At 70.4% G+C, this 22,949-nt stretch carries 15 protein-coding genes and 2 pseudogenes; 5 read left to right on the top strand and 12 right to left on the bottom strand.

Annotated elements, in window-relative coordinates; genetic code table 11:
• Positions 1–343: 343 nt before the first annotated feature.
• Both ACZ4XD_RS11240 and ACZ4XD_RS11235 read left to right on the top strand, forming a co-directional pair.
• On the top strand, positions 344–2,170 hold the full coding sequence (locus ACZ4XD_RS11240; RefSeq protein WP_468040612.1) for an ATP-binding protein: 1,827 nt from the start codon (positions 344–346) through the stop codon (positions 2,168–2,170).
• Entirely contained in the window at positions 2,167–2,841 is a 675-nt protein-coding gene (locus ACZ4XD_RS11235) for a DUF7342 family protein (RefSeq protein ID WP_468040609.1), read from the top strand. The genes ACZ4XD_RS11240 and ACZ4XD_RS11235 overlap by 4 nt, the downstream gene beginning before the upstream one ends.
• Before the next feature lie 118 nt (positions 2,842–2,959).
• Here the strand turns inward: ACZ4XD_RS11235 and ACZ4XD_RS11230 are convergent, their stop codons facing one another.
• From ACZ4XD_RS11230 to ACZ4XD_RS11205, 6 genes and pseudogenes are all read right to left on the bottom strand, one after another.
• The gene (locus ACZ4XD_RS11230) at positions 2,960–4,564 is read right to left on the bottom strand and encodes a solute symporter family protein (RefSeq protein WP_468040604.1); all 1,605 of its coding nucleotides are present in this window, start codon (positions 4,562–4,564) and stop codon (positions 2,960–2,962) included.
• On the bottom strand, positions 4,561–5,064 hold the full coding sequence (locus ACZ4XD_RS11225) for a DUF485 domain-containing protein (RefSeq protein ID WP_468040602.1): 504 nt from the start codon (positions 5,062–5,064) through the stop codon (positions 4,561–4,563). The genes ACZ4XD_RS11230 and ACZ4XD_RS11225 overlap by 4 nt, the downstream gene beginning before the upstream one ends.
• Before the next feature lie 107 nt (positions 5,065–5,171).
• Positions 5,172–5,845, bottom strand: a pseudogene (locus tag ACZ4XD_RS11220) (response regulator).
• Positions 5,842–6,440, bottom strand: a pseudogene (locus ACZ4XD_RS11215) (sensor histidine kinase); the annotation flags it as partial. The pseudogenes ACZ4XD_RS11220 and ACZ4XD_RS11215, both read right to left, overlap by 4 nt.
• A gap of 268 nt (positions 6,441–6,708) precedes the next feature.
• Entirely contained in the window at positions 6,709–7,056 is a 348-nt protein-coding gene (locus ACZ4XD_RS11210) for a hypothetical protein (protein ID WP_468040597.1), read from the bottom strand.
• Positions 7,057–7,363: 307 nt separating this feature from the next.
• Complete coding sequence (locus tag ACZ4XD_RS11205; RefSeq protein WP_468040594.1) at positions 7,364–9,484, bottom strand: DNA gyrase/topoisomerase IV subunit B; 2,121 nt, start codon at positions 9,482–9,484, stop codon at positions 7,364–7,366.
• 443 nt (positions 9,485–9,927) lie between these two features.
• Here ACZ4XD_RS11205 and ACZ4XD_RS11200 point away from each other — a divergent pair, with 443 nt between their 5' ends.
• Positions 9,928–10,158: a DUF7455 domain-containing protein gene (locus ACZ4XD_RS11200; protein ID WP_003981845.1), complete on the top strand. Its 231-nt coding sequence runs from the start codon at positions 9,928–9,930 to the stop codon at positions 10,156–10,158.
• Positions 10,159–10,280: 122 nt separating this feature from the next.
• On the opposite strand, the gene ACZ4XD_RS11195 is transcribed toward ACZ4XD_RS11200, so the two are convergent.
• The 6 genes from ACZ4XD_RS11195 to ACZ4XD_RS11170 form a co-directional block, all read right to left on the bottom strand.
• Positions 10,281–11,090, bottom strand: a complete 810-nt coding sequence (locus tag ACZ4XD_RS11195) for a serine protease (RefSeq protein WP_468040587.1) — start codon at positions 11,088–11,090, stop codon at positions 10,281–10,283.
• Between the two features lie 134 nt (positions 11,091–11,224).
• Positions 11,225–12,778, bottom strand: a complete 1,554-nt coding sequence (locus ACZ4XD_RS11190; RefSeq protein ID WP_468040583.1) for an RNA polymerase sigma factor — start codon at positions 12,776–12,778, stop codon at positions 11,225–11,227.
• A gap of 403 nt (positions 12,779–13,181) precedes the next feature.
• Entirely contained in the window at positions 13,182–14,183 is a 1,002-nt protein-coding gene (locus tag ACZ4XD_RS11185) for a FadR/GntR family transcriptional regulator (protein WP_468040579.1), read from the bottom strand.
• Between the two features lie 827 nt (positions 14,184–15,010).
• On the bottom strand, positions 15,011–15,772 hold the full coding sequence (locus ACZ4XD_RS11180; protein ID WP_181018681.1) for an NUDIX hydrolase: 762 nt from the start codon (positions 15,770–15,772) through the stop codon (positions 15,011–15,013).
• A gap of 1,303 nt (positions 15,773–17,075) precedes the next feature.
• Positions 17,076–17,609, bottom strand: coding sequence for a hypothetical protein (locus tag ACZ4XD_RS11175; RefSeq protein WP_468040574.1), 534 nt, complete (start codon positions 17,607–17,609; stop codon positions 17,076–17,078).
• A 439-nt stretch (positions 17,610–18,048) separates the two neighbouring features.
• On the bottom strand, positions 18,049–19,683 hold the full coding sequence (locus ACZ4XD_RS11170; protein ID WP_468040572.1) for a DUF4192 domain-containing protein: 1,635 nt from the start codon (positions 19,681–19,683) through the stop codon (positions 18,049–18,051).
• A gap of 125 nt (positions 19,684–19,808) precedes the next feature.
• On the opposite strand from ACZ4XD_RS11170, the gene ACZ4XD_RS11165 reads away from it, so the two are divergent.
• Both ACZ4XD_RS11165 and ACZ4XD_RS11160 read left to right on the top strand, forming a co-directional pair.
• Entirely contained in the window at positions 19,809–21,974 is a 2,166-nt protein-coding gene (locus tag ACZ4XD_RS11165; RefSeq protein WP_468040569.1) for a RecQ family ATP-dependent DNA helicase, read from the top strand.
• A 215-nt stretch (positions 21,975–22,189) separates the two neighbouring features.
• The gene (locus tag ACZ4XD_RS11160; RefSeq protein ID WP_468040567.1) at positions 22,190–22,891 is read left to right on the top strand and encodes a hypothetical protein; all 702 of its coding nucleotides are present in this window, start codon (positions 22,190–22,192) and stop codon (positions 22,889–22,891) included.
• Positions 22,892–22,949: the final 58 nt, after the last annotated feature.

The following is a 22,949-nucleotide window of genomic DNA, read 5'->3' as shown; positions in this document are numbered from 1 at the left end:
TCGTATGGACGCGCCGACTCCGGCAGCCGTGAGTCGCGCCATCGTCCTCGCGGTGGCCGTCGGCGTCATGGCATGGGCGATCGTGATGGCGTGGGGGATCTGGGTGTTCGCCCTGGGTTAGGCGATAGCGCAGCGAGGCAGGCATCCCGCCCTGGCCCCAGGTTCGGGAGCGGGCGGTGTCACATTCCAGTGGCCGTCCGGACACCCTCCGAATTCCCTCCAGCGGGTATTACCCACCCGACCACCGCCGCGCTTACTGTTCGTTCGTATGGGCGAGAGGGAAGAGTCGGTTCCACGCCCGAGCGGTGGAGAGCCCTCGGGTTTCGCGCCGTTTCCCACCGACATGCCGGTCCCCGACACCACTACCGACAGGCCGGGCAGCGCCTCGGATACGGCCGACAGTCGACCGGCCGCCGAGACTACGGCCTCGGTCAATCAAGAGCCGGCCACCTCGGGGCCGCGCCGTACCCGGCCACGGCTGGGCTGGCCGCGGCGGGTGTTCTCCCAGGTCCTGATGGTGCAGCTAGCCATCGCTGCCGGTGTCACCGCACTGGCAACCGGCTTGTTCCTCGCCCCGCTCAGTGCGCAGCTCGATGACCAGGCGATGCGCCGCGCTCTCGCGATCGCGCAGACCACCGCGGCTGAGACACACCTCGACGACGCCCTGGAGTCCTCCCGTCCGACTCGCCATGGACCCGTGCAGAACGAGGCGGAGCGGATTCGCGCCGCCACTGGCGCCGAGTACGTGGTGATCATGGACAGACGGGGTGTGCGCTGGTCCCACACCGACCCCGACGAGATCGGGCACCATGTCTCGACTGATCCGAGCGCCGCGCTCTCCGGCCAAGACGTCATGCAGATCGACGAGGGCACCCTCGGCCGGTCCGCGCGCGGCAAGGTCCCGCTCCGTGACGAGGACGGCAATGTCGTGGGCGCCGTCTCTGTCGGCATCGCGTACGAAAGCGTGCAGGAACGGCTGCTCTCCACCGTCCCCCAGCTGCTCGCCTACGCGGGCGGAGCACTCGGCGTAGGTGCTCTCGCCGCCTATCTCGTTTCCCGCCGTCTCCAGCGCCGCACCCATGACCTGGCCTTCTCCGACATCTCCGCGCTGCTCGCCGAGCGGGAGGCGATGCTGCACGGCATCCGCGAGGGGTTTCTCGCGCTCGACAAACACGGGCGCATCCGCCTCATGAATGACGAGGCGCAGCGCCTCCTGGATCTCCGCACCGAGGACACCGGACGTTCCCTGGAAGCAGCCCTGCCACCGGGCCGCACCACCGATGTTCTGGCCGGTCGGGTGTCGGGGGCGGACCTGCTGGCCGTAAGCGGCCAGCGGGTCCTGGTAGCGAACCGCATGCCGACCGATGACGGCGGTGCCGTGGTCACCCTGCGCGACCGCACCGAACTGGAGCGACTGGGCCGCGAACTGGATGGAACCCGCGGCCTCATCGACGCCCTTCGCGCCCAGGACCACGAGCACGCCAACCGGCTGCACACCCTGCTCGGCCTGCTCGAACTCGGGCTGCACGAGGAAGCCGTGGAGTTCGTGACACAGGCTGTGGGGGTGCACCGCGCGACCGCCGAGCAGGTCACCGAGCGCATCCACGATCCACTGCTTGCCGCGCTCCTGGTGGGCAAAGCCACCGTCGCCACCGAGCGCGGCGTCTCCCTGAGCGTCTCCCCCGAGACCCACCTGCCCGACCGTCTGGTCGAACCGCCCAGCCTGGTCACCATCCTCGGGAATCTCATCGACAACGCCCTGGATGCCACATCGGGTGAGCGCGACGCCCAACTGGAAGCGGAGATCCGCGCAGACGGCCGGACCGCTGTGGTGCGCGTCAGTGACAACGGGCCGGGTGTGCCCGAGGAACGTCGCGCGGAAATCTTCACCGAGGGATGGACGACCAAGGAGCCACCCGCTCACGGGCAGCGCGGCATCGGCCTGGCACTCGTACGCCGACTCGCCGAGCGCTACGGAGGCAGCGCCGAGGTCGGCGAGCGCCCCGGAGGCGGCGCGGTATTCACCGTGACGGTCCCCGACGCACTGTCCGATGAGCTTCCCGAGCCCCGTAAAGCAGCCCCACAGAAGGCAATCCGGGACGCGCACACCACCAGACGGGCCGTAACGCGCACACGCCGCCCCGAAGACGCCACGGAGGCCGGCCGATGATCGACGTACTGGTCGTGGACGACGATGTACACGTCGCGAAGATCAATGCGGCCTACGTCGCCAAAATCGAGGGGTTCCGTGTCAGTTGCCTCGCGCACACCGCTGCGGAAGCCCTCACCGCCCTTGAGACGCACCCCGTCGACCTGATCCTCCTGGACCACTACCTCCCCGACAGAACAGGCCTTCAACTGGTGAGCGAGCTGCGGCGTCGCGGTCTGCTCACAGACGTGATCATGGTGACTGCGGCGCGCGATATCGCCACCGTGCAGGCAGCGATGCGCCACGGGGCGTTGCAGTACCTGGTCAAGCCGTTCACCTTCGCAGGCCTGCGCTCCAAGTTGGAGGGCTACGCGGCGCTGCACCGCACGTTTGCGGGCGGCGGGCAGGCGGAGCAGTCCGAAGTGGACCGGATCTTCGGGGCGTTGGGAACGGCCAACGCCGGCTCCGCCGAGTTGCCGAAGGGGCACTCCACCGCCACCGCCGACCGCGTCCGCTCGGTGCTGCGCTCCGCGGACACCCCGCTGTCCGCGCAGGACGTCGCCCTTCAGGCGGGGCTGAGTCGGCAGACCGCCCAGCGCTACCTCAAACTCTTGGAACGCGCCGGGCGGGTGCGCCTCACGCTCAGGTACGGCGAGACCGGCCGCCCTGAGCACCGCTACGAGTGGGTCTAGGCATTCAGCAGGGGCACTGGAAGGCGGGCCACGGGCCCAGGGGGAGGCAGCAGCTCCGCCCCGTCTGGTCCTGTGTCGTCAGGGCATGGTGGCCACCACTGCCCCGCCGGACAAGCCCCTAGGCCGCCCCCGCCCCCGTGAGCGCCCGTACCTCCGTCTCCGCGTGTCGTGCCTCGTCCGCGGGCTCCGGGGAGAGCACCGTTCCCAGCCAGCCCATCAGGAAGCCCAGCGGGATCGACACGACACCGGGGTTGTCGAGTGGGAAGACGGCGAAGTCCAGTCCGGGGAAGAGGGCCTCCGGGCTTCCTGAGACCACCGGCGAAAGGACGACCAGAGTGATGGCCGGGATCAGACCGCCGTATACGGACCACACCGCGCCCCGGGTCGTGAAGCGTCGCCAGAAGAGGGTGAACAACAGAACCGGCAGATTGGCCGACGCAGCGACGGCGAACGCCAGCCCCACTAGGAAGGCCACATTCAAGTCCTGGGCGAGCAGGGCGAGGCCGATGGCGACAGCACCGACGACCACCGCCGCGATGCGGGCCACGGTCACCTCGGCGCGCTGAGCCTCCTGCGCGGTGTCGCGCGGGCGTCGTAGGGAGGCATACAGGTCGTGTGCCACTGAGGCCGACGACGCGAGCGTGATGCCGGCGACCACGGCCAGGATGGTGGCGAACGCGACCGCGGCCACCACAGCGAAGAGCACCGTCCCTCCGGTCGAACCGGCGCCGCCTCCCAGATCGAGGGCGAGCAGCGGGACAGCGGTGTTGCCTGCCGTATTGGACGCCCGGACAGCATCGCTGCCCAGTACTGCGGCGGCACCGAACCCGAGCACGATAGTCATCAGGTAGAAGCCACCGATCAGACCGATGGACCATACGACGGAGCGACGGGCGGAGCGCGCCGTGGGCACGGTGTAGAAGCGGGAGAGGATGTGCGGCAGTCCGGCGGTGCCCAGGACGAGTGCGATGCCGAGGCTGATGAAGTCGAGCCGCGAGGTCCAGTCGCCGCCGTATTTGAGACCGGGTGCGAGGAAGTCGCGACCGTGGCCACTGCGTTCGGCGGCGGTGTTCAGCAGTGCGTTGATGTCGCCGTGGAAGCGGACCAGTACCAGGACGGTCAGTGCGACCGCACCGCCCATGAGGAGTACGGCTTTGACGACCTGGATCCAGGTCGTGGCCCGCATGCCGCCGAAGGCAACGTAGACCACCATCAGGGCGCCGACCCCGATCACCATCCAGGTACGGGCCTGCTGGCCGGCGCTCCCCACGAGCAGGGCGACCAGACTGCCGGCACCGACCATTTGTGCCACCAAATAGAGCACCGACACGGTGACGGAGGCCGCGCCGGCCGCGACACGGACGGGGCGTTCCCGCATCCGGGCGGCGACGACGTCGGCGAGAGTGAACCTGCCGCAGTTGCGGACCAGTTCGGCGACGAGGAACAGGACGATGAGCCAGGCGACGAGGAAGCCGACCGAGTACAGCAGGCCGTCGTATCCGAAGAGGGCGATGAGTCCGGAGATGCCGAGGAAGGAGGCGGCGGACATGTAGTCCCCCGCGATGGCGAAGCCATTCTCCATGGGCGAGAAGAGTCTTCCGCCCGCGTAGAACTCCTCGGTGGAACCGCGCCTGCGGCGGCTCACCCAGGTGGTGATCGCCAGGGTGACGGCGATGAACACGCTGAACAAGAGCAGCGCGAGGGTCTGGTGGTCACCGGTCACCGGGTGTTCCCTCCGGTCAGTTCCTGGGTTTCCCAGCGGATGTCGAGCGCCGCGCTGTCTCTGCGCAGCCGGGCATGGCGCGCGTACGCCCAGGTGAGCAGGAAGGTGGTGGCGAACTGGCCGAGGCCGGCGAGCATCGCGACGTTCAGGGCCCCTGCAACGCGGTGGGCCATGAGGCCCTGCGCGGCGGTCGCCGCGATCACGTAGGCGAGGTACCAGACCAGGAAGATCACCGTGCCCGGCAGGACGAAGCGCCGGTAGCGGCGACGCACCTCTTGGAAGGCTGCGCTTCGCTGCACCGTCAGGTAGACCTCGTCGTGCGGCGCGGACCGCGGTCCCGGCGCCGGTACCGGGGGCGGTGGCTGCGTCTCACCCCACCTGTCCGTCGTCTCCGCCGCGTCGTCCAGTTCGCCCCACCCGGAGGCGAGAGTGTCGTACCAGGGGTCGTCGAGCCGTAGGGCCCCTGGCTCACCGACCGAGCGGCCGTCCTGCTTGTCCACCGAACTCTCCTTGATGCACGGGGCTGTTGTCCGTGCGGCCCAAGGGTGGACAGAAAGGAAGATCCGGGATGCTTCATTGCGAATCCTTCACCCCATCAGGTGAGGGGTTACCCGGTCGGCTTTGCGAGACCTAGGCGGTACGCGTAGTGGATGACCTGGGGCCGGTCCCATAGCCCCGCTTTGGCGAAGAGATTGTTGCTGTGGGTCTTCACGGTCGCCGTGCAAACGTGCAGTGTGCGCGCGTTTTCGGGATTGGACCGCCCCTCGGCGATCAGCCGCAGCACCTCCGCCTCGTGGGCGGTCAGCCCGTCCGGCGGCTCGCCCGAGGGACGCGGCTGGCAACTCATGGGCCCTGTGAAGCGCTCCAGGAGCCTGCGCTGGATCCTGGGCGACAGGCCGGCCTCCCCCGAGAGCACATCGTCGATGGCACGGACGATCTAGTCGCTGTCGGCGTCCTTGGTCAGGTGGCCGCCTGCGCCGCCTGGAGAGCGGGAAAGAGCGAGTCGTCGTCCGCATGGGTGGTGAGCACCACGACCTGGGTACCAGGGTGCTCGAGACGAATGCGGCGGGTGGCCTGGACGCCGTCGCAGCGTGACATCCGCCGGTCCATCAGGACGAGGCCGGGGGCGAGTTCCACGACGAGGCGGACCGCCTCCTCACCGTCGGCGGTCGTTCCCACGACCTCGATGCCGGGCAGCAGCCTCAGCAGCATCACGATTCCCTCGCGCACCACCGTCTGGTCGTCAGCGACCACGCCCCGTGCCACCGTGCGCTCCGTCATGCGGGCACCCGCAACCTCACCACGAATCCGTCTCCATCGGGGCCGGACTCCAGCGTTCCGCCGAGGAGTTCCGCGCGCGCTCCCGCATTCCGGGCAGACCGTATCCGGAGCCGCTCTCGACGAGCTCACGGGCTTGCCACGGCCACCGGAGTCGCGCACCTCGAGCCCACGTCATCCGTCCCGTACTCCAGCCGCACGCTCACCCGGGCTCCCGGAGCGTGCTTGCGCACGTTCGTCAGCGCTTCCTGGGCGACCCTGCGGACCGCGAGGCCCGCTTCCGCCGGCACGGTGCGGGCCTCACCCGTCACCTTCAGCTGAGCGCCCTCAGCGGCGGTCAGGCGGCTCAGGAAGTCCTCGACCGGGTCACCCATCCCCGGCGGCGGGGAAAGCGCCTCACGGGTACCTTCAAGCCCTTCTCGGGCCATCCCCCGGCGCGCCGTGACCCGCTCCAGGAGCTGGTCACGGTCGGCTTCAAGGTCGACGCTGCGCTGGATGAGCAGCCGTACCACCTCCGGTGCACCAGTTGGGCGCTGAGGCTATGGGCGAGCACATCGTGGATCTCCGCGGAGCCGAATCGGCGGCGCTCACCGAACGCGGGCGGATCGCGCCCGACCGCGGCCTTCGGCTTCGACCTCGCCGGTGCGCGGGCTACGTGATACGGCTGGACGCCGAGGCACACGACAAAGCCCGGCGGCTGCCGGCCCAGGCCCACGGTGATGGCGGCGGTCGCTAGCGACCACCACGACGCGCACCGCCCGGCAGACCCACATCCGGCGCCGGTCACCCCCTCACGGGACAGCGACCCCCGCAGCGGCCAGCTCGTCCAGGAGGTCAACAGCACGTACGGTCCTTTCGCGGCGCGCTCACGGCCTCAGCACGCGACGGGGCACGGTGCTTCTGCTGCACCGCCTGGGCCCGCCACAGGGTGGCCCCACCAGCAGCATTGCGGCCACGGAGAGCATGGTGGCCGCGCTGCCCTGGTGGACGCCCATGACCACGGCAAAGCCCAGGAGGGCGAGGCGCAGCACCAGACCGCAGAACCACACGTCGGCCGCCGCCCAGCCGCCCTCGGTCCACACGACACCGTCCGCGTCGGACCAGATGCGCGTCGTCCGGGCCCAGCCCACGCCGCAGGCCAGCCCAATCGAGACCTCCACGCCGAGCAGGGCGGCGGACGCCGTGTGGTGTGCGGGGTCCAGAAGGCCGGGCACCCGCACCGCCACGACCGTCAGGGCGAGCGGTATCAGCCACCACGTTTTGCTCTCCGAAGTGACGCGTTGCGCGCCGAGGCCACCCTGAACTGACGGACGAACACCAGCGCAACAGCCGCGGTGATCACAACGATGTCGAGCAAGCCGCTCACGACCTGACCCTCCTGGGGACGGCGAATTGGACCGTCCCGGCGCTACGGAGCGGTGCTGCCGCCCGAATCGGAGCCAGGGTGGGGTCCGGGTGGAAACGGCGACGGGCGCCTGTCCACCCAGGGGTGGAGAGGCGCCCGCCGGGAGCTGCGGCCCCTTAGGTGTCGATGCGCGAACGGTCCAGAGTGGACGCGGAGTTGGTGATGAACTCCTTACGGGGGGCGACTTCATTGCCCATGAGGAGATCGAAGGCCTTCTCCGCCGCTTCGAGGTCGCTGATGTTGATGCGACGCAGGGTGCGGTGGCGCGGGTCCATGGTCGTCTCGGCGAGCTGGTCGGCGTCCATCTCGCCCAGGCCCTTGTAACGCTGGATGCTGTCCTTGTAGCGCACCTTCTTGCGCTGGAGTTCGAGCAGGGTCTGGCGCAGTTCGTTGTCCGAGTACGTGTAGATGTACTTTTCCTGGCCCTTTTTGGGGTTGATCAGTTCGACGCGGTGCAGCGGCGGGACGGCGGAGAACACCCGGCCCTGTTCGACCATCGGGCGCATGTAGCGCTGGAAGAGGGTCAGCAGCAGACAGCGGATGTGGGCGCCGTCGACGTCCGCGTCGGCCAGGAAGATGACCTTGCCGTAGCGGGCGGTGTCGATGTCGAACGTACGGCCCGAGCCGGCCCCTATGACCTGGATGATGGCACCGCACTCGGCGTTCTTGAGCATGTCCGAAACCGATGACTTCTGGACATTCAGAATCTTGCCGCGAATCGGCAGCAGGGCCTGGAACTCCGAGTTGCGCGCCAGTTTGGCGGTGCCCAGCGCCGAGTCTCCCTCGACGATGAACAGCTCGCTGCGGTCGACGTCGTCGCTGCGGCAGTCCGCGAGCTTGGCCGGCAGCGAGGAGGATTCCAGCGCCGTCTTCCGCCGCTGGGCCTCCTTGTGCTGACGGGCGGCGATGCGCGTCCGGGCCGCGGCGACGATCTTCTCCAGGACGGAGCGCGCCTGCTGCTTGTCGTCCCGCTTGGTGGAGGTCAGGAACGCCTTGAGTTCCCGGCTGACCACCTGGGCGACGATCCGCGAGGCGGCGGAGGTGCCGAGCACCTCCTTGGTCTGCCCCTCGAACTGCGGCTCCGCGAGCCGTACGGTCACAACGGCGGTGAGGCCCTCCATGGCGTCGTCCTTGACGACGTCGTCCTCGGCGACCCTGAGCAGCTTGCTCGACCGCAGCACCTCGTTGACGGTCTTGGTGACCGACCGCTCGAAGCCGGAGACGTGGGTGCCGCCCTTGGGCGTCGCGATGATGTTGACGAACGACTTGACCGTCGCGTCGTAGCCGGTGCCCCAGCGCAGCGCGACATCGACGCCCAGTTCCCGGGTGACCTCGGTCGGTGTCATGTGACCGCGGTCGTCGAGAACCGGCACGGTCTCCTTGAAGGTTCCCTGGCCGGCCAGCCGGAGCACGTCGCAGACGGCCTTGTCCTGCGCGAGGTACTCGCAGAATTCGCTGATACCGCCGTCGTAGCGGAATGTTTCTTCGGTCTTTCCGGCGCCGTCGATGCCACGCTCGTCACGGACCACGAGGGTCAGGCCCGGCACGAGGAAGGCCGTCTGGCGGGCTCGGGCGTGCAGCGTCTCCAGGGAGAGCTTGGCGTCCTTGAGGAAGATCTGCCGGTCGGCCCAGTAGCGCACCCGGGTGCCGGTCTTCGTCTTGGCGATCCGCTTGCCCTTGAGCAGGCCGTTGCCCGGATCGAAGGGGGCGTCGGGACCGGTTTCGGTGAAGATCCCGGGAACGCCGCGGCGGAAGCTGATCGAATGCGTCTTGCTGCTGCGGTCCACCTCGACGTCCAGCCGGGCGGACAGCGCGTTGACGACCGAGGCGCCGACGCCGTGCAGGCCGCCGGAGGCCGCGTACGAGCCGCCGCCGAACTTTCCGCCGGCGTGCAGCTTGGTCATCACGACCTCGACGCCGCTGAGACCGGTCTTGGGCTCGACATCGACGGGGATGCCCCGGCCGTTGTCCCTGACCTCCACCGACCCGTCGTCGTGGAGGATCACCTCGATGTGATCGCAGTAGCCGCCCAGTGCCTCGTCGACGGAATTGTCGATGATCTCCCAGAGGCAGTGCATCAACCCCCGGCTGTCCGTCGAGCCGATATACATGCCGGGGCGCTTGCGGACAGCTTCGAGCCCCTCGAGGACGAGCAGATGCCGCGCGGTGTAGTTGGAACCGTCCCGGTCTGCCCCGGTCAGCACTGCGGTGGACGGCACGGACATCTCGGCGGTCACGCGGTTCGCTCCTCGCTGAATTTCTGGCAGTCCGCATTCCGCGGACTCGGTTGTGGCGGTGTCGCCGGTCAGAGGGTACCGAGGCCTGGTAGAGCCGATGTGACGCCACCCGTAAGCATGGCCATGGTAGTAGAATTTCGCTCGTACGTTCGATCCCTCGTTGGGGTGACGTCCGAGTGACGTGCACATCACGTTCCCTTCGAGGCATGAACCATTTAGGCTCCGGGCACGTCCTCATCAACAACCGGCAAGCCAGCCGGGGGGACAGACCAACAACCAACGTGAATCAGACCACCAAGCAATACGGCTCATTCGCCGCCACCCGGCAGCACCCGGCCCCCTCGAAGAACTTTTTTCGAGGAAAAGGCACGAGCGGGAACGTTTTCGGCCTGGTTGGATGTTGACCCTGGTACGACAGCTCGTCGAGCTAGAGAAGAGGCGACGTGACTACTGTTCTGACACCCGCGAGCCCGCTGACGGCCGCTGACCGCTGCGACCGCTGCGGCGCCCAGGCATACCTGCGCGTCGTCCTGATGTCCGGCGGAGAACTGCTCTTCTGCGCCCACCACGGTCGCAAGTTCGAGCCAGAACTCAAGAAGATCGCCGCGGAAATACAGGACGAGACGGAGCGGCTGACCGCTTCTCCGGCGTCCGCGTCCGATGAGGAACGCTGACACTTCGCATCCACGACGAGCGAGCAGCGGCCCAGGGCCGTACGCGGGCGGCCTCCCCGACACCACCGGGGAGGCCGCCCGCACTCGTGCGCTCACCCATGGCTGACAGCTCCCGCACCACCTCAGTCGGCCCCGTGTGCGGCCACGGCCGGGAGCAGCGCTGAGGCGCGCGTATAGACCCCAGGACTGCCTGCCTGACCGCAGCCGGTCCCCCACGACACCAGGCCCACCAGCCGACCGCCCACGACCAGCGGCCCGCCACTGTCCCCCTGACAGGCGTCCCGGCCACCGGACGGCTCCCCCGCGCACAGCATCGACTGCGCTCTGTACTTGCCGTCGGCACTGCCTGGATAGGCCCGCGCACAGATCGCATCCCGCAGCACGTTGACGTGCGCCGCCCGCAGGTGTGACGCATAGCTGCCGCCGCCGGTGGTGTCACCCCAGCCGTAGACCGTGGCCGCGTTGCCCGGCCGGTAGGCGCTGTCGTTCCGTTCCGCTATCGGGAGGGGCCGGTCCGGGATCGGCTTGTCGAGCGTGAGGACGGCCATGTCGCCGTCGTTGGTCCAGCTGTTGTAGCGCGGGTTCACCCAGATCTTCGCGGGCTTGAGCTCCTGTCCGCCGCCGCCGGAGAGGTTGTCGCGTCCGACGACGACCCGCAGGTCCCGCACCTGCCGCCAGGGGACGCCCAGCACCTCCTTGCTCAGGCAGTGCGCCGCCGTCACCACCGTCGAGTGCCCGACGAGCACCCCGCCGCAGAACTGTCCGGAGCGCTGGGCCCCGAACCGCTCATGGGAGGCCAGCGCCACCGCCCAGGGGCTGTGCGCCAGCGGTGCGGGCTTCCCGCCGATCACCGCCTCGTCCGCGGCCGCCGGCGCCGGCAGGGCGAGGACCAGCGCGAGGGCTCCGAGGGCGGCGTGGACGGTCGGACGCATTCGGACTCCTGACTCCTGGGCAGTGCGCGCATACCCAGAGTGAGTCAATCGGCCGCCCGGCGCACCCGGACGAGCGCGAGCCCGGCCCTCCGGCTAGGAGGACCGGGCTCGTGATGTCGTCCGGACGGGTGGGACTAGTCGAGGTAGTCGCGCAGCACCTGGGAGCGCGACGGGTGACGCAGCTTCGACATCGTCTTCGACTCGATCTGGCGGATCCGCTCACGCGTGACGCCGTAGACCTTGCCGATCTCGTCCAGCGTCTTGGGCTGGCCGTCGGTGAGACCGAAGCGCATGGACACGACGCCGGCCTCACGCTCGGAGAGGGTGTCCAGCACCGAGTGCAGCTGCTCCTGGAGAAGCGTGAAGCTGACCGCATCGGCCGGGACGACTGCCTCGGAGTCCTCGATGAGGTCACCGAACTCGCTGTCGCCGTCCTCGCCCAGCGGGGTGTGCAGCGAGATCGGCTCACGGCCGTACTTCTGGACCTCGATGACCTTTTCAGGGGTCATGTCGAGCTCCTTGGCCAGCTCCTCCGGGGTGGGCTCACGGCCCAGGTCCTGGAGCATCTGGCGCTGGACGCGCGCGAGCTTGTTGATGACCTCGACCATGTGGACGGGGATACGGATCGTACGGGCCTGGTCGGCCATGGCGCGGGTGATGGCCTGGCGGATCCACCACGTCGCGTAGGTCGAGAACTTGTAGCCCTTGGTGTAGTCGAACTTCTCGACCGCACGGATCAGACCGAGGTTGCCCTCCTGGATCAGGTCCAGGAAGAGCATGCCGCGGCCGGTGTACCGCTTGGCCAGGGAGACGACCAGACGGAGGTTGGCCTCCAGGAGGTGGTTCTTCGCCCGGCGGCCGTCCTCAGCGATGATCTCCAGCTCGCGCTTGAGCTTGGGAGCGAGCTTGTCGGAGTTCGCCAGCTTGTCCTCGGCGAACAGGCCGGCCTCGATGCGCTTGGCGAGCTCGACCTCCTGCTCGGCGTTGAGGAGCGGGACCTTACCGATCTGCTTGAGGTAGTCCTTGACCGGGTCGGCGGTGGCGCCGGCCGCGGCGACCTGCTGGGCCGGGGCGTCGTCCTCGTCGTCGTCGGACAGAACGAAGCCGGCGTTCTCCGCGCCCTCGGCGGCCTCGGGGGCGTCGCCCTTACCGGGCGCCGGGGTCTCCTCGGTCACGTCCTCGTCGAGCAGCTCGTCGACGTCCTTCTTGGACGCGGTCTTCTTTGCAGTGGCCTTCTTGGCCGTGGTCTTCTTCGCGACCGCCTTCTTGGTGGTCGTCTTCTTCGCCGCTGCCTTCTTCGCAGGCGCGGACTCGGACTCACCGGCCGACGGGTCCGCCACGGGGGCGGGGGCCGCGGCTGCGGTGGTCTTCTTGACCGTGGCGGCCTTGGCCGCGACGGTCTTGGTGGCGGTGCGCTTCGCCGGACTCTTCGCTGCGACGCTCTTGCGGGTGCGCTTGGGCGCCTCTGCGGCACTGACCATCAGCGTCACACCCTCCTCGTCGAGGATTTGGTTGAGGCTGCGCAGAACGTTCTTCCACTGGGTTGGCGGAATCTGGTCAGCCTCGAAGGCCCGACGCACGTCATCGCCGGCGATCTGCCCATCTGCCTTTCCCCGCTCGATGAGCGCCATCACAGACTCGGACTCGGCGATCTCCGGCGGGAGCGTACGGGATGTGCTGGCCGACACGAACAACCTCTCGGAACGATGGAAACGGCTTCCGACCCCGTCCACTGTGGATCGGAGCCGACGACCGCCGGTGGGGATGGACCGACGGCGCAGGGGCAACCGGGGAGTTGAACAGCGTCACGAACGCCGCTCGTATTCCCTCCTCGGCTATCACCTCTTAAGTCATCGCGCTTCCCTGAAGAGCGTTACGCCCAATCTGCGTGGCCCGAGTCACACCCCATAACGACCCATTCCCAGTCATATGACATGCAACCCTCCCAAGGTCTCTCGCCGGATCCGGTCGACGACCCGGATCCGGCGATCTCGTGCGCCATCGCCGCGTACGGCGTGCCCTGCCCGGAGGGGTGTGCAGGGCACGGGGGCCGCGCGGCGCCTACTGTCCGTACGCGGTCGGGTACGGCCTTCAGTGCTCGCGGGGCGCGGGGACGACGTGGTCCGCGGGCGTCCCGGAGCCCTGGCCGACGACCTCGCCATGGGCGGCGAGGAGCTGCCGCATAGCGGATTCGGCCGCCGTGGCGTCGCCGGAGCCGATGGCGTCGACGACCCGCATGTGCTGCCCCACGGAGGTCTCGACCGGTCGCTCACAGCCGCCGGCGGTGCCACCCGAGACGTGCAGGGCGGCGGAGACGATGCCCGAGAGGTGCTCGAGCATGCGGTTGCCGGCGAGCTGGAGCAGCAGCGAGTGGAACTCGGCGTCGGCGCGGGAGAAGGTCATGGTGTCGCCCTGGGCCGCGGAGTGGCCCATGATCTCGACCATGTCCGCCAGTCGCTGCTGGATGTCCTCACGGCCGTGGCCGGCGGCAAGCCGGGCGGCGAGGGGCTCGATCGTCCAGCGGAGCTCACACAGCTCACGGCGCTGGTCGTCACGCTGTGGCCCGTAGGCCCGCCATTCGATGATGTCGGGGTCGAGGAGGTTCCAGTCGCTGACCGGTCGCACTCGGGTGCCCACGTTCGGGCGGGCACTGACGAGGCCCTTGGCCTCGAGAACTCGCAGCGATTCACGGACGACGGTGCGGGAGACCTCGAAGCGCTGGCCGATCTCCTCGGGTACGAGCGGGCGGTCGGCGCCGAGATCGCCGGAGACGATCATCTGGCCCAGCTGCTGGACGAGTTGGCCGTGCAGGCCTCTGCCGCGACTGCCGGCCGCGCGACGGCCGACCCGGCCGATGTCTGCTTCGGAGCCGTCCCAGACCTGCGAAACCCGCTCGGCACGGTCCTGGCCGGCTGCGTTGTTGGCGTTCGCGGCGTTGGCCGCGTTGGCGTAGGGGTAGCGGTCAAGCTCGCCCGGGCCTGCGAGGCCGGTGTCGCCGGGGCGAGCCGCGGTCATCATGGTGTGCGCAAGGGTACTCACGCATCTTTTGTCGGCGACACCCTGAACACCCTTGAGGTCTTTGGTGAAAAGCACACGAAAGGGTGATCGCCCCCCATCCCTGAATTGACGCTTTATCGGAAAGAAATGCGCTCTCCCAGGCGAGTTGTGGACAGCGGCCACAACAACAGGACACCAAAACATATGCATTACTCGATCAGCAGCTGAAGCGCCCCGGCCCGGTGGACACATCACCGCAGACCAGGCCGGTCGACCCCAACACGGTTGCCCTGCCTGCGGGTTGGCACGTGAAGCGCATCACGAACAGATGCACCTTGGTCGATTCCGAACGAGCCCTTGACGTGGCGGCTGAACGGCGGGATCCCCTCGGTCGCAGCGTCATGAGAAGCACCGCGGACAATTCCATTACAAGGGAACGGAATACACCGAGGCCCCAAACCTCTACCCAGGTAAAATCGACGACGGCCCGTCCAACTGGAGCCTCGAAAAGGCCACTCGGGGGCAGGGGTGACGAAGGGCGCCCGTGGCCGGCGTCGGACCGTGGCGGGGAGGCGGAACGCGGGCGAGCGGCCGACCGGCCAGGGCATGGGGAATGGTTGGTTCGGGCCGACCGGGGCGGGTCGCGCTAGCGGGGAGGCGCCCCGGTCGAGCGGTACTGGGCGACCAGGGGTACCAACGGCGGCGGAATGCACGCCATGGGAGCCGCCAGGCGACCCGGCAGCGTGAGGCGTCGCACCCCTCGCGGGGCGTGAGGCCGGTCGGGAGCTACGGGAGATACGAGAGGACCCACCCGGTCAAGGTACCGGAATATGTCCTATTTTCTCGTAATTGCCCGAGCTTGATAGCTCACCGTGTCACCGCGGGTGAGCTTCAGCCCCACGATGCCTGGGCTGTAGCCCGACTCAAACCTCCGGGCGCAGCATCGGCGGGTTGAGCAGCGTCGCCCCACCGGCTCTGAACAATTGTGCGGGACGGCCGCCCTGACGCGTCGTCGTACCGCCCGTGGGCACCAGGAAGCCGGGGGTTCCGGTCACCTTGCGGTGGAAGTTGCGGGGGTCCAGCGCGACGCCCCAGACGGCCTCGTACACCCGGCGCAGCTCGCCGACGGTGAACTCCGGCGGACAGAAGGCCGTGGCCAGAGAGGAGTACTCGATCTTCGAGCGGGCGCGCTCCACACCGTCACCGAGGATCCGGGCATGGTCAAAGGCGAGGGGGGCCGCCAGCTCGCCCTCCCGGGTGGTGTCGTCCTGCTCCAGGAGGGTCTCGACCGGTGCCCAGCGCGCGCTGTGGGCGTCGCCACCGGCCCGGGGAGCGGGCAGATCGGGGGCGAGGACCAGGTGCGCGACGCTGACGACCCGCATCCGGGGGTCCCGCTTGGGGTCGCCGTATGTGGCGAGCTGCTCGAGGTGCGCGCCGTAGATCGGCGACGCGCCCGCCGGGGTCTGGGCCTGCAGCCCGGTCTCCTCGGTGAGCTCCCGGGCGGCCGCGGCCTCGAGGTCCTCATCGGCCCGGACGAATCCACCGGGCAGCGCCCAGCGGCCCTGGAACGGCGGCTCACCGCGGCGCACGGCCAGCGCGCACAGGGCGTGGCGGCGCACGGTGAGCACGACCAGGTCGACGGTGACAGCGAAGGGCGGGAAGGCCGACGGGTCGTAGGGAGGCATGGGCGTGATCATAGTCGTCCGCCTGACGATAAACAGGCCCGAAGCGCGTCACGAGCCCAGCCGCAGACCGTCCGCCGCCGTTTCCACGACCCCGTGCCGAGTCTGCTGATCCGTACGGTGAACGGTTGCTCCGCGACGCTCGGGCCGGTGAGCTGAAGCGCGCCGAGCGGGGCCGTACCCGGCGGCCGCACGGCCACCGTCCTGGCGGGCGCATCGGGTCGCAGGCCGACGAGCGCGACCAGTAGGTGCACCGCGCCGGCCGCCGCCACGGCAGCGGGGCGGCAGGCCGCCGGATGCGGCACGGGGGCGCTGCCGACGGTGCGCTGCTCCCCCGCGTGCATCTCGGGTAGGCGGTATCCGAAGCTTTCCGCGGCGTCGAGGACCCCTTTGGTCAGGCGCCGGCTGTCGGCTCATGGCTGGCCGCGGCTAACCCGGCGGCCGCGACCGCGGTTTCGTGGATGCGGACCGCGCCACTGCGGTGGCCGAACGGGTTGTAGCCGCTCTCCTTGGCGCCGAGCCCCCCGTGGGCCCCAACCGGAGTCCCTGGCTGGGCTGCCCAGCAGTCCGGCCAGCTGGTCGTTCTGAGCCGCGTCCAGCAGGCCGGGGGGCAAGAGTGCCGCCGCCGAGCAGACCGGTGTCGAGGGGTGCGGCGGTGGTGGAGGCGAGGTGCGGGACGGGGCGTCCGTCGGCGGTGAGCAGGACGGCGGGGCGGCCGCGTGCGCCCTCGTCCAGCCAGAAGTCCGTACGGAACCGGGTGCGCGGCTCGTCGGCCCGGTCCCGTAGCGCTGCCGCGTCGAGGGATCCGAAGGCATCGAGGAGATCGGCGCCCAGCAGGGCGGCGCGATGAGGAGCATGAGCCTGGGTCTCGCAGCGGTACGGTCCACCGGGTGCGGGGTCGGGGACGTAACCTCGGGGCCGCCGCCCGGTGGGTCGGTGACGGTCCTCAGCCATCGCAGACAGCGCTCCGCGGCGGGGAGCAGCCGCTCCGTCTCCCGTTCGGGCAGGCCCCAGCGGCGGGCCTCCGCGAGCACGACGGGGAACAACAGGGTGGTCTCGATGCCGGTGCAGCTCGGTGGCGCGTGTGGTCCGACGTCTCTGAGAGAGCCGGGGATTCGGCCGAAATCCGTCCCTGAAGCGGCTTGTTGCCCACGGGCAAGGGCACGCAGTGTGCCCGCGGCGAGCCGGGTGCCCAGGGGGAGCATCATCCGGGCGGCCCACAGCGCTTCGACCGGTGCCAGGCCGCAACGCCAGGGGAATCCGCCGACGAGATACAGGTTCCCCGCGGTGGCCACCGGGTCGCGCATCAGCAGGCCGTGGAGATCGTCGAGGCTGCCCGCCAGGAGCGCATCGGCCGATGGTCGTCGCACTCCAGCCGGGCCGCCGACCAGGGACGCGGTGGCCGGTGGCCAGTGGCCACGCTTCCGCGGGGCGACCGGTCCGGTGCGGGGGCCGGGGATACGGGTGTCACCGGGGAGCCGGTGGTTGCCCGGAGCGCCTCCCGGGCCGCCCCGGTCTCTTTCCAGGCCGGCGCGCAGTTCGATGGTGCCTCGGGCGCCTGGCGCAGCGCCAGTTCCCGGCGCAGCAGACCCGTCGATGCCAGCGCGTCCACTGGACCTGGTGTCGCGGACACCACCGCGTGCACACTGGGCCCGGACCAGCGGAGTCCGGAGCCGTGGACCGTCGCTTGCAGGCCGGGACCCGGGAAGCCGATGGCGACGGAGCCGAGCTCCGCGAGATCCGTGCCCAGCCGAATCTCGACCGGAAGCCGGACCGGCCGGGTGCCACTGCTGCGGAACGTGATCTGCTCGGTGCCGTCGGCGGACCGCAGCCGCTCCATCTGGATCTCCGGATCCGGCCCCCGCTCGCCGATCCTGCGGATCGTCCGACGAACCGGGCACGGTCCGTTCCCGTCAACCGCCACTGGACGACGAGCGGTCCGCGCCCGCCCGCGACCAGCGTTTCGCAGCGGGACCGGACCCGCCGGCCGTCGCGGTAGATGCCGTCCATGCCCTGGCCGGTCAGCTGCCCCGACGCCGGGGAGACGGCGAGGGACGGGAGCCACACGGACGAGTGCGGAGTGGACCGGTTGCGGTTGTGGGGCCCGGGGCGGTACCGGGTACGGCGCTCCGGGCAGCCGGCGGGCCGGCCGAGCCGTGGGGCCTGGCACGCGCTGTGCTCCCTGGTGAGGTCCGGGGGCCATACGGGTTACGCCACTCGGGTGGACGCACCGGCCGGTTCCCAGGTCACGACGGCCTCGCAGCAGCGGCCCGGTCGGGTCACCGTCGGCTCCCGTCCCGGCCGGCCCGGCGCCTGCCGCGTCCGTCGGTCGTACGGCTGCCCGGGCCCGTTGCGCCGCGCGGCCCCCGGGGGCGGCCTGCGGATCCGGAACGGGCCGGCCTGGAGCGCTTCGTGGACCGCGGTGTTTCCTTGGCGGCCGGAGCGGTGGAAGACGACGTGGACGCCTCGGTGGCGGCCCCGGCCTCCTGGTGCTGCTCGCGCAGACAGCGGCGCAGCGGCTCCGGGTCGAGGCCCTCATTGATGGCGCGGTGCAGCAACTGGGCGAAGGTGTAGTCGGGGTCGAGCGACAGTGCGCAGTTGAGGGCAACGCGTGCCGACGGTCCGTCCTCGGTGGACCAGCAGACCCAGCCGGCGAGGGTGAGCGGAGCCACCGCGTGCTCGGCGTAGCCACCGGCGCAGCGGCGGGCGAGGGCGCGCCAGAGCCGGAGGGCCGGCGCGGCAACGGAGCCGTCCATCCACTCCGCTGCCCGGTCGCGGGTGACCCGGTCCTGGAGGCCGAGGATGAGAGCGGCGGCCTCGGAGTCAGTGATCAGCGCGTCGTCGCAGGCGTCCCGGGCCCGGTTGCTGCCCGAGGGGGTGTCGAGACGGAACCGGTGGATCATGGCGCCGGCCAGGTCGAGGGTGTCCCGGCGGACGGCCGCCGCCTCGTCCCGCCGGAGCATGTGCGGCACCAGCGCACCCGCTGCCGCGTCCAGCGCCTTCTCCTGTTCGGCGGCCCGCGGTCCGGTGCGGGGCCTCAGCCTGGCCTCCATCTCCTTGAGCGAGCCGCGCACCTGCATTCCCGCGTATGCGGCGGCCGCGGCCATCACGGACGTGCCGGGCATGACCATGGGTGTGCCCTCGGCGGGACAGCAGCGGAAGTCGGGACAGCAGTACGACCAGAAGCGGCCGTTGGAGAGACAGAGGGCTTCCAGGACCGGTACGTCGAGAGCGCCGCAGGCAGTACGCAGCCGCTGGGCGAAGGGGCGCAGCCGGTCCTTGACGTCCTTGCCGCTCTCGCCCGCCGCGGGCTCCTGGCAGAGGTAGACGATGATCGCCGCGGGCCGGTCGTCACGCTCCTGACCAGCCGAGATCAGACAGTCGGCGAGCTGGTCGGCGACATCCGGCCACTGCGCGGTGTCGGTCGGAATGCCGAGCCTGACCCGGCCGCCGAACCGGCCGCGCTCGCCGTGCAGGGCGACCATCACGACGCTGTCGTCCGGATAGAAGCCGAGGAAATACGGCAGGGCGTCGGCGAGCTCGGCCGGGCTGCGCAGGGTGACCTGGGCGTCGGCGGTCGGCGAGGTGCTCTCACCGGTGGAGGCGGAGGGGGCGGAGTGGGAGGAGTCGGACGGGCTCGCGGAGCCGGCGATATAGGCGGGGTTGGAGAGCGGGGAGGGGGTGGTGGTGTGTGTGGGATCGGCCGGACCGGCCGGTTCCGCGGCGCTGGTGAAGTCAGTGGGGCCACTCGGTGCGATGGGGCGGGAGGGCCTGGTGGTGTTCGGGGGGTTGGCAGGGGGCGATGGCTTGGGCGGGCGGGGGGAGTTCGAGGGAGTGGAGGCGGACGAAGGAGAGGAGGTGGCAGCGGAGTTGGTGTCGCCGGTGCGCTTGCTCGGTTCGCTGTGCGGATTCATGACTCGAAGATCCCGCGGCCGGCCGCTGCGCCGCGACCCCTGTGGATAACTCGCGGGCGACGGGGTTATCCACAGGTTCGGGCGGGGGTTCGCGCGATGTCAGTCGCATCGGGTTGCATGGGGGCATGAGCAACGAAGATCTGCGTGCCGCAGCCGATGCCGTCCTGACCCGCCTCGTCGGAGACCCCGGCGGCGACGTCAGACTGCGTGAGGATCAGTGGCGCGCGATCGAGGCCCTGGTCGCCGACCACCGCCGCGCCCTGGTCGTGCAGCGCACGGGCTGGGGCAAGTCCGCGGTCTATTTCGTCGCGACGGCGCTGCTGCGTGAGCGCGGCAGCGGCCCGACCGTGATCGTCTCCCCGCTGCTCGCCCTGATGCGCAACCAGGTCGAGGCGGCCGCGCGCGCCGGGATCCGCGCGCGCACGATCAACTCCGCCAACACCGAGGAGTGGGACACCGTCCAGACCGAGGTGGCGGCCGGTGACGTGGATGTCCTGCTGGTAAGCCCCGAGCGGCTCAACAACCCCGACTTCCGCGATCAGGTGCTGCCCAAGCTCGCCGCGGCGACGGGGCTGCTGGTGGTGGACGAGGCCCACTGCATCTCCGACTGGGGCCACGATTTCCGGCCGGACTACCGACGGCTGCGCACGATGCTCGCCGATCTTCCGCCCGGTGTGCCGGTGCTCGCCACCACCGCGACGGCCAACGCGCGGGTGACCGCCGATGTCGCCGAACAGCTCGGCACGGGCGAGGGCTCCACGGAGGCGCTGGTGCTGCGCGGGCCGCTGGACCGGGAGAGTCTGAGCCTGGGGGTGCTCCCGCTGCCGGATGCCGCCCATCGGCTCGCCTGGCTCGCGGACCATCTGCACGAGCTGCCGGGCTCGGGGATCATCTACACGCTCACCGTCGCCGCGGCCGAGGAGGTCACGGCGTTCCTCCGCCATCGGGGGCACACGGTCTCCTCGTACACCGGCAAGACGGAGAACGCGGACCGCCAGCAGGCCGAGGACGATCTGCTCGCCAACCGGGTCAAGGCGCTGGTGGCGACCTCGGCGCTGGGCATGGGCTTCGACAAGCCCGACCTGGGGTTCGTGGTGCATCTGGGCTCGCCGTCCTCCCCCATCGCCTACTACCAGCAGGTGGGCCGGGCCGGCCGTGGGGTCGAGCACGCCGAGGTGCTGCTGCTGCCCGGGCGGGAGGACGAGGCGATCTGGAAGTACTTCGCTTCGCTGGCTTTCCCGCCCGAGGAGCAGGTGCGGCGCACCCTGGACGTCCTGGCGGCCGCCGGCCGGCCGGTGTCGCTGCCGGCCCTGGAGCCCCAGGTCGAACTGCGCCGCTCGCGTCTGGAGATCATGCTCAAGGTCCTGGATGTGGACGGCGCCGTGCAGCGCGTCAAGGGAGGCTGGCTCTCCACCGGCCGACCGTGGGCGTACGACGCCGAGCGCTATGCGTGGGTGTCGCGTCAGCGCGAGGCCGAGCAGCAGGCGATGCGGGAGTACGCCAGCACGGCGGGCTGCCGGATGGAGTTCCTGCGGCGGCAGTTGGACGACGAGGCGGCGGTGGCGTGCGGCCGCTGTGACAACTGCGCCGGGGCGAGGTTCACCACCGAGGTGTCCGCGGCCTCGCTGGACGCGGCGCGCGGTGAGCTGGGGCGGCCGGGCGTGGAGGTCGAGCCGCGCCGGATGTGGCCGACGGGGCTGCCGGCCGTCGGTGTCGATCTCAAGGGGCGCATCCCGGCCGGTGAGCTGGCCACGACCGGCCGCGCGCTGGGGCGGCTCTCCGACATCGGGTGGGGCAACCGGCTGCGTCCGATGCTCGCCCCGCAGGCCGCGGACGGTCCGGTCCCGGATGATGTGGCGGCCGCGGTGGTCACGGTTCTCGCCGACTGGGCGAAGGGGCCCGGTGGTTGGGCCTCGGGGGCGGCGGAGGCACCGGCCCGCCCGGTGGGCGTCGTCGCGCTCTCTTCACGCACCCGTCCGCAGCTGATCCGGTCGCTGGCCGAGCGGATCGCCACGGTCGGCCGGATGCCGTTTCTGGGCACGGTGACTTCGTCGGACGACGGTGCCGAGGGCAGGATTCCGCGCAGCAACAGCGCCCAGCGGCTGCGGGCCCTGCACGGTTCGCTGGGTGTGCCGCCGGAGCTGGCGCAGGCCCTGGCCGCGGCGGATGGCCCGGTGTTGCTGGTGGACGACTACGCCGACACCGGCTGGACCCTGGCCGTGGCCGCTCGGCTGCTGCGCCGGGCGGGAGCAGAGGGGGTGTTTCCGCTGGTCCTCGCCGTACAGGGCTGAGCGCGGGACAGGCCGCTACGGCCCCCAGGGATATTTGGGATACCTGCGGCGATTCCGGTCATGGGGGAAATTGCTCGTTGCCGCATGCGTGTACGACCGCGAGAATTGGAGGTGCTTCCCCTTACCGGCCGTCCGTGGTCAGGCAGGGCCATGCCGTGGTGCGTACCGTGCCCGGCCGCTGCCCGACGTGCGGACGCGTAGACGAAGGGAGGAACGTGACCTTCGGCTTCGCCTCGCCCTCGCAGATGTCCCCGCCCGCGTCCGCCGATTCCGCCCGACTGGGACGGATGCTGGTGCCCGCCGAATGGGCCTCGGCCGGTATCCCGTTGCTGCGCAACCCCCGTGAGATCGTCGCCGGCCTGCACGATCGTCATCACCCGGGGCCGTCGACGGCCATCGTCGCCGTGCTCGATGCGCAGGAGCGGGTGACGGCCAGCGCTTCGTTCACCGAGCACGCGGCCGCTCCCGACGGCTGGGGGTTCCGCAATGTGCTGCTGGCACATCTGCGCCGGGTCACCCCGCACGACCTGCGGCTGCGAGCCCCGGTGCGGACCGCCGTGCTGCTCTACTGCCGTGCGGGCGAGCCCCGTTGGACGGAGACGGACGGGGCCTGGATGTGGGGGCTGCGCGATGCCTGCACCCTTCACGGGCTGCGCTGCGGGGCGTACATCACGCTGACCCCCGACCGCTGGCAGGTACTGGGAGAGGGCCGGGGCGGGCGCCGTCCCAGGCAGACCCCGATGGATGAGCCGCCCGGAGAGACGACCGGGGTGAGCCGCCGGGAGATGCGTCGCACGACGGATTCACTTCCGGATGCCCCGCGCACGGCCGTGGGGATTCCCGCGCAGAACCGGTCGATGCCGCGGCGCATCGGAGGCGGCGCCCCGGAAGCCCATCGGCACACGGCGGCGCGCTGAGCGGAGCAGGCGGGCGCCCCGGGGTCCCGCGCACGGCGGGAACAGCGGGCCGCCCTCA

It is taken from the genome of Streptomyces sp. NPDC029466, from assembly GCF_055574515.1.
This window is presented reverse-complemented; position numbering and strand designations above follow the sequence as displayed.

What these genes read in the sequence shown, in the direction of transcription:
- ACZ4XD_RS11240 (WP_468040612.1), top strand. Translation starts at nt 344, where the DNA reads ATGCCGGTCCCCGACACCACTACCGACAGGCCGGGCAGCGCCTCGGAT.
- ACZ4XD_RS11235 (WP_468040609.1), top strand. Translation starts at nt 2,167, where the DNA reads ATGATCGACGTACTGGTCGTGGACGACGATGTACACGTCGCGAAGATC.
- ACZ4XD_RS11195 (WP_468040587.1), bottom strand. Translation starts at nt 11,090, where the DNA reads ATGCGTCCGACCGTCCACGCCGCCCTCGGAGCCCTCGCGCTGGTCCTC.
- ACZ4XD_RS11180 (WP_181018681.1), bottom strand. Translation starts at nt 15,772, where the DNA reads ATGCCTCCCTACGACCCGTCGGCCTTCCCGCCCTTCGCTGTCACCGTC.
- ACZ4XD_RS11175 (WP_468040574.1), bottom strand. Translation starts at nt 17,609, where the DNA reads ATGGAGCGGCTGCGGTCCGCCGACGGCACCGAGCAGATCACGTTCCGC.
- ACZ4XD_RS11170 (WP_468040572.1), bottom strand. Translation starts at nt 19,683, where the DNA reads ATGAATCCGCACAGCGAACCGAGCAAGCGCACCGGCGACACCAACTCC.
- ACZ4XD_RS11165 (WP_468040569.1), top strand. Translation starts at nt 19,809, where the DNA reads ATGAGCAACGAAGATCTGCGTGCCGCAGCCGATGCCGTCCTGACCCGC.